At 46.1% G+C, this 6,206-nt stretch carries 5 protein-coding genes; 1 reads left to right on the top strand and 4 read right to left on the bottom strand.

Annotation, left to right across the window (positions count from 1 at the left end):
- Positions 1-1,352 (bottom strand): IS1634 family transposase (locus QUA36_RS30435; RefSeq protein WP_333460071.1); only part of this gene is annotated, 1,352 nt, incomplete at its 3' end.
- 135 nt (positions 1,353-1,487) lie between these two features.
- Here QUA36_RS30435 and QUA36_RS30430 point away from each other — a divergent pair.
- Complete coding sequence (locus QUA36_RS30430) at positions 1,488-1,787, top strand: phosphatidylglycerol lysyltransferase domain-containing protein (protein ID WP_333460070.1); 300 nt, start codon at positions 1,488-1,490, stop codon at positions 1,785-1,787.
- Positions 1,788-1,975: 188 nt separating this feature from the next.
- Here QUA36_RS30430 and QUA36_RS30425 read toward each other — a convergent pair whose 3' ends face one another.
- From QUA36_RS30425 to recO, 3 genes are all read right to left on the bottom strand, one after another.
- A complete protein-coding gene (locus tag QUA36_RS30425) occupies positions 1,976-3,202 on the bottom strand; it encodes a glycosyltransferase family 4 protein (protein ID WP_333216566.1) in 1,227 nt (408 codons plus the stop codon).
- A gap of 26 nt (positions 3,203-3,228) precedes the next feature.
- Positions 3,229-4,800, bottom strand: a complete 1,572-nt coding sequence (locus QUA36_RS30420; RefSeq protein WP_333460069.1) for an MFS transporter — start codon at positions 4,798-4,800, stop codon at positions 3,229-3,231.
- A gap of 230 nt (positions 4,801-5,030) precedes the next feature.
- Positions 5,031-5,906 (bottom strand): DNA repair protein RecO, encoded by an 876-nt coding sequence (gene recO / locus QUA36_RS30415; protein ID WP_333460068.1) that lies wholly within the window; start codon positions 5,904-5,906, stop codon positions 5,031-5,033.
- Positions 5,907-6,206 lie beyond the last annotated feature (300 nt).

The raw sequence follows: 6,206 nt of genomic DNA, 5'->3' as shown, positions 1-6,206 counted from the left end.
CTCGATGTGAAAAATAATGGATCTTTTAAAAATCTAAATCCTCTTTCGTTACTTTGTTGGTCTTTGTATTCTTCTAATATTTGCTGGTTGGTTATTTCGTTTTTATCTAAGATGTTTGTTGCCAGTATAAATCTCCCTGCTTTGATTTTTTCGGCTGATATTATTTCGGGTCTGGTTTCTATTTTACCGATTATTTGATAGGATATTCTGTCTATATTACTAGCTTTGTTGGTGGTTTGTTTTTGTTTTTTGGGGCTTTTTTCTTGACATTCAATTTCGGTAATTTGGTGATATTTCCATGTGTTTGATAGATTCTTTATTGCGGTTTCTGCGTCGGCTACACAAGCGAATTTTTGCCGGGAAAGCTTACTTAGCGAGGCTTGGGCGCTTGATTCTTGTTTGTTTACTTGTTTGTCTATTTGTTTGATGCTTGCTTTTTTTCTGAGTTCACTTTCTATCACTAACCATCTTTGTTTGATGTTTCCATAGTCGCTGGTTCTTTCTGCTATTTTATATCCTTTTTTGGAGCTGGCTTTCCATTCACTTTCTTTGATGTCTACAATTTGCTCTTGGGCTGATTTTATGCTGAGTGGGACTCTTGTTATCCATTTGATTCCTGTCATTGCTGATAGGTTATCTTTGGTGTATAATGCGCTGTCTGCTACGCAGATTCCCTCAAATGTCCACTGTTTTTTGAATTCTTTTAGTCTTTCTACAAATACGCTTTTGTCGTTGATGTTCCCTGAGTCTATTTTGAGATATAGTGGTATGTCTCCGTCTCCTGTTACGATCATGTCTATGATAAATTGTTTCAGGTCTGGTCGATGATCTCTCGAGTATCCGTGTACTATTTCTATTGGTTTCATTTCCGATGTTTCTGGTTCTGCTTCTTTTTCTGTTTGATTGGTGTTTTTGACTTCGCTTTTATATTCTCCTTGTACGTACATTGAACTTCCATCTAAATGGATGCTGTTCATTTTTACTTGGAATTTATGGGCAGCTTTTATGGCGATTGTTGTGAAGAGTTTTGTGGTTCCTACTTGGTAATATTTATCGAGGGTTCTTCCTAGTCTATCGTCGTTTAGATGTTCGGGTAGTATTCCCTTTCCGATTAGATGTGATGTTGCTTGGACTACAAAAAATTCCTCGAATATGTATAATGGGGCGCTTAAAAAGCCTAGTCCATTCAAAATCATTGCTTTCATGACTTGTCCTGGGCTGAGAATTTCTTGGGTTGTTATTCCTACTATTTTATTGACTTCTTCTACTAATTCCATCTCGTCTATTATGCCTGCTACTATTCCTAAATGGTCTAAATTTAGGACTTTTATGGCTTCTTGATGCTCATTCATGGTTTTTTCCTCTTGGCTCCTCATTCGTTCATTGTATCTCAAAAAAGCCTGAAGTGATTACCGAGTAATCACTTCAGGCTTGAATTTTTAAATTTTATAACCATCAATTCTATTTAAAGACCTGCGGAATGTGGGTTGCAGCATTGTCAAGAATTGGGATATGAAGAATTTGATTTGGGTTTGTCGGCTTTGGCGGGAGTCGGAGAAGCTGAGAAATCCGGGCGGTTGGAAAAGGTTTTGATTTATCTTTCGGATCACTTGAGCAAGTTTTATAATTTTAAGGGATTGCACAGTTTTAAAGATAAGTTTGGGCCGCGGTGGGAACCGCGTTATTTTGTTTATCCGAGTTTGGGAAGTTTGCCGGATGTTGTGGTTGCTTTGATTCGGGCCGATTCGGGCGATCGACTTTTGGATTATTTGCGCCCCGGAGGGTAGGCGATTTTGGATTTTAGATTTTGGATTTTAGATTGGGGAGGAATGACTGGTTGCGAGGCTCTCCCTTAACTGGTTCCCAGGCTCCAGCCTGGTAACGAGTAAAAGAGCCTCGCTTGAGCCAAAGGAGGAGGCAGAGCCTCCGGATCTGCGTTCCCAGGCTCTAGCCCGGCAACGAGCAATCAAAACATTCATGCTAAACCCCGAATTAGTACGCGCTGCTTTTGCAAAACCTCTGCATACAGCTTTTCCAACTCAGTAATATTCTGACTGAGAGTGTATCGCTCCATCGCCCGTTGGCGTGCTTTTTGACCAAGCAGCATTCCCAACTCAGGATGATCGCAAAACAGCGGCAGCAAGGTTTGCAACTGACTTCGTACCCGCTGAGTATTCAAAACTATCCCCGCGCCTTCCTCCAAGGCCTCGCCGTCAGCACCGGCATCGGTTGCCAAACAAGCTAAACCGCAGGCCATCGCTTCCAGGAGCGACAGCGACAGTCCCTCCACCAAAGAAGGCAAAATAAATACGTCTGCACCCCGCAGAATTTCGATCCGGCGTTCCTCCTCGGCAACAAATCCGAGCCACACAATGCCATCATCTTCGCCGTAAAACAGTTGCAGCGAGGCGGCTAGGGGCCCGTCGCCTACGATCGCCAATACGTTCCCAGGGCCAAAATTACAGTGTTTCCAGGCCTTGAGCATCGACTCGACATTTTTCTCCTGGGCAATGCGGCCTTGGTAAACAAAAACTCGATCGGCCTTTAATTCCGACTTTAACCCCGAAGGCCCTGGAGAATATTTAACAGCATCCACGCCGTTGGGAATCACAGCCACCCGTTCCTGTGGCACTCCCAACTTCACCAATATATCCCGCTGAATCTGAGAAAAAACGATCGTCGAGTCGTAGTTCGCCAAAAACGGAGCGTACAGTTGATACATCAGGTGTTGGGTTCCCGATGTCAAATTTCGCAATTTGCGATCGAACGGCGGGTGAAAAGTCGCCACCAGAGGCAAATTCAATTCTTGACAAATTTCCGGCAGCAGAAAGTCTAAAGGCGAAAGCGTCAGGGAAGCGTGAACAACATCTGGTTTCAGCCGCCGCAGAGATTTCATCAGCACTGTGCGGGACTTGAGAGTGGGAATCGTATAAATTTGCGATTTGTAGTGACAGGGTAAAGAGACTTCGTTGCAACTCGCGGACGAGAGAGAAGTGGTATATGAGGTTTGAGTAATTCCCTTTCCCCATGAACCATTTGCCATACTCCACCCCGTATTGTTCCTGTCCAGTGAGTCCGCCTCTTGGGCAAAGTGCAGGAAACTGACCTGGTATCCCCGGTCTAATAGTGCGTTGGTGACTTCCCTGGAGTAAGTGACGTTACCGCAAAAAGGTGATTTTTTTCCTAGCCAAGCGATGTGCATTCCAGTAAATCAGAGTTTGTTATTTTTTAGGTTCGATCGACTTTGCTATTTGTGCTACGGAAAATATACCAGGTTAAGACACCCCCAGCCATCGCTAATCCTGCTAAAGCCAAAAATACTGTCGGCAAGCCCAGAAATGTTTCGGCTACCCCGGCCAAAGCCAACGGTAAACTCAAAGCAATATTAGTGGCATTGTTTTGCAGTCCGAAGACTTTTCCCCGCATTTCTTCTGGAGTTTCTGCTTGAATTGTAGTCTGCATCGGCACTCCCACCAATGAGGCAAATAAACCCAACAAGGTAATGAACAGCACCGACAGCCACAAATGGTGGGTAAATGCAGAAAGACCCATCAGAGCAAGTGCCATGCCAATCGAGCCGATTAAACTCAGTTGGGAGTGAGAAAATTTATGGCCAAGATAGCCGACTGTCGTTGCCCCAGCAGCCATGCCAACGCCCACCGCCGCCAGCAAAAAGCCAAATTGTGATGCTTTCATACCTGGGAGAATTTCCGCCAGCCGAACTGCTAGAACTGCCAAGGCTGCAAAAATGGAAAATAGAATAATTAGTTGAATTAAAGCATTGCGGACTTTCGGTTGATCGTTGATGTAACGCAGGCCGTCTCGCAAATCTGCTAGGGGGTGCGGCGGTTCGTGTTCGACTTCGTTTTTTTCGCCTGTTTTCATCGACAGCAACAGCACTCCGGCGAAGGCGTAACTTCCGCCTACTACTAATTCTTTGCCGATGCCGAGTCCGCCGCCGAGGTTGGAAAATAGGGTGTCGGCTAAAGCTAGTAAGGGTTCTCCGACTGCGAAGCCAATAATCACCGACCCCATCATGGTTGTGGTGTAGAGGGAGTTTGCTGATAGCAGGTGGCGGCGTTCCACAATTAGGGGAATCACTGACTGTTCTGCTGGGGCGAAAAATTGAGTTAGAGTCGAGACTAGGAATGTTACTAGCAGCAGCAAGCAGAATCCGAGCGGCAGTTGACCAAGTTCCCACCCGTCGGAGAGCCACAGCAGCACGGGCAAGGTTAACACAAAGGCTCCCCGCAGCAGGTTTGTGGCGACGAGCACTGCTTTTTTCGACCAGCGATCGACATACACGCCCGCAGCGGCCCCGAACAGCACTGCGGGAATGGTAAAGGCGATCATGATTGCTGATACCCACCTACTGATGGTTTGATCTGGCGCTTGAAAGCGGCTCGCCACGAGGGCGATCGTCAGTACGAGATAAACTTTATCTGCTAGTTGGGAAAAAACTTGCCCACTCCACAATGCTAGAAAATTTGGGTTTTTGAGCACCGGCAGGAATCCCGTTGCTTTTTCGGGAATTTCGGCTACTGCTTCGGATAGTTCTGCTGCTGGCTCTGGTGTGGGAACCGGGGGGATTGCTTCGGTTTGTTGGCTTTTGCCGTTGCTTGACTCTGTTTCGGGAGTTGTGGGATATTTATCCATTTCTGAGTGTTGGACGTTGCTCCATTGTCGATCGGCGGAGACGGGATAAGAGTCAAACTCTGGAACATTTTCTCGTTCTTCCATCTTGTGGTGGGTCACAGCTAACACAGATATTCTCAAATCAGAATCAGACAGTCGCATCATAGGATTTGGGGTGGATGGCCTGGGATGGTGGAGGTTGGGGGGATGGGAATTTGAAATTGAGGGGTTAACCCTTAAGTTAATTAATAATCTCGTAACTTTATCTCTATCTATTATCTGATGTTGCAACAACCTTGAAAATTTACCTGAAAAGGCCGGCAGGTTCGGGTATCCGGCAGGCTGGGGGTGCGATGTACGATGTTCGTTCACCTCTTTAAGTCAACACTCACAATTTAAAACTCAAAACTCTCTAAGTAGGTGTCGATCGAGCTTCCCGAACGAATCGTGCAACCTAAATGATACTGGGCATATTGCCGCAAAATATTTTCTACTGATACCCAAGCTGTTCGATCGGTAATCCCCTCTCCTAGTTCTGGACTAGCCAACTGTTGCAGCGCTGCTAATTCTTTAGCATTAATCTCGAAATTTGTCAAGTGTTTGCTGCTATTCATTTGCCGGGAACGGGAGGCGGATCTGGACAAGCTACCGATTTCTGAAGAGAGTTCTGCCTCTAGGTTAGCTAGCTCCGACAAGCTGAAGGTTCCCCCAGAGGGTATACTAAACCCGGTTTGCCAGTTCGGATCGGTGAAATTTGGGATGAGCGGCTGTCTGGTGGCGCAGCAAACTTGGACTTGGGGCGCGAGGCCGGCTAAGGCTAGCAGGTGAAAAATGCCGTGGCTGAGGTGGGCGACAAGCACGGCGGCGGATTGGATTTCTGTGCGATCGGACAAACGCTCCAAACGGCTCAAATGTTCGCCCAACAACCAAAATAGTTCTTCTTGGGGCTCGTCGGAAAGGGCGCTGGCGATCGCCAATTCGGCCAGATATTGCGAGGCTGCGAGTTTCCCGAGGTGGCGGCTCAAACCCGGATGGGATTCTACGGTGCTGGCTTGGGTAATTTTGTCGAGCGATCGGCCTTTGGCAATTAGCAATTCGTTGACGACAAATAATTCGCTTCTGCCGCCAATGGTCGATCGTTGTTTGCGAACACCGGGTGCTACGGCTCGAATTAAGCCGAATTCTCGCGTCAAAATTGTCAGCACTCGATCGGATTCGCCGATGGGCGCACTCTTGAGATTGATTCCAGTTGCTTTGTAAGTTCGAGTCACTCGATTTTAGATTTTAGATTTTAGATTTACTACATTACTTCGGACAGTTTCATTGTCCTCGTTGGTCGATCGACCGAGAATAGTCATTCTACTCTTAGCAATTAAAAACTGTCCGAAGTATTGTTACTAGACAGTAGCAAAAACAGTCCAGGACGCAGAACTTTTAGTTGTAGAGTGCGTAAGGGCGCACCAATTCCCAATTAGCCATTACCAATTAGCCATTGCTAATGACTAATGACTAATGACTAATGACTAATGACTAATGACTAATGACTAATGACTAATGACTAATGACTAATG

Origin of the sequence: Microcoleus sp. Pol10D4 (assembly GCF_036701555.1) — a bacterium.
GTDB lineage: Bacteria > Cyanobacteriota > Cyanobacteriia > Cyanobacteriales > Microcoleaceae > Microcoleus.
The sequence above is the reverse complement of the archived record's forward strand: the minus strand, read 5'-3'. Positions and strand labels throughout refer to the sequence as shown.

Excerpts from the sequence above, each read along its gene's own strand:
- QUA36_RS30425 (WP_333216566.1), bottom strand. The coding sequence starts at position 3,202 with ATGCACATCGCTTGGCTAGGAAAAAAATCACCTTTTTGCGGTAACGTC.
- QUA36_RS30420 (WP_333460069.1), bottom strand. The coding sequence starts at position 4,800 with ATGATGCGACTGTCTGATTCTGATTTGAGAATATCTGTGTTAGCTGTG.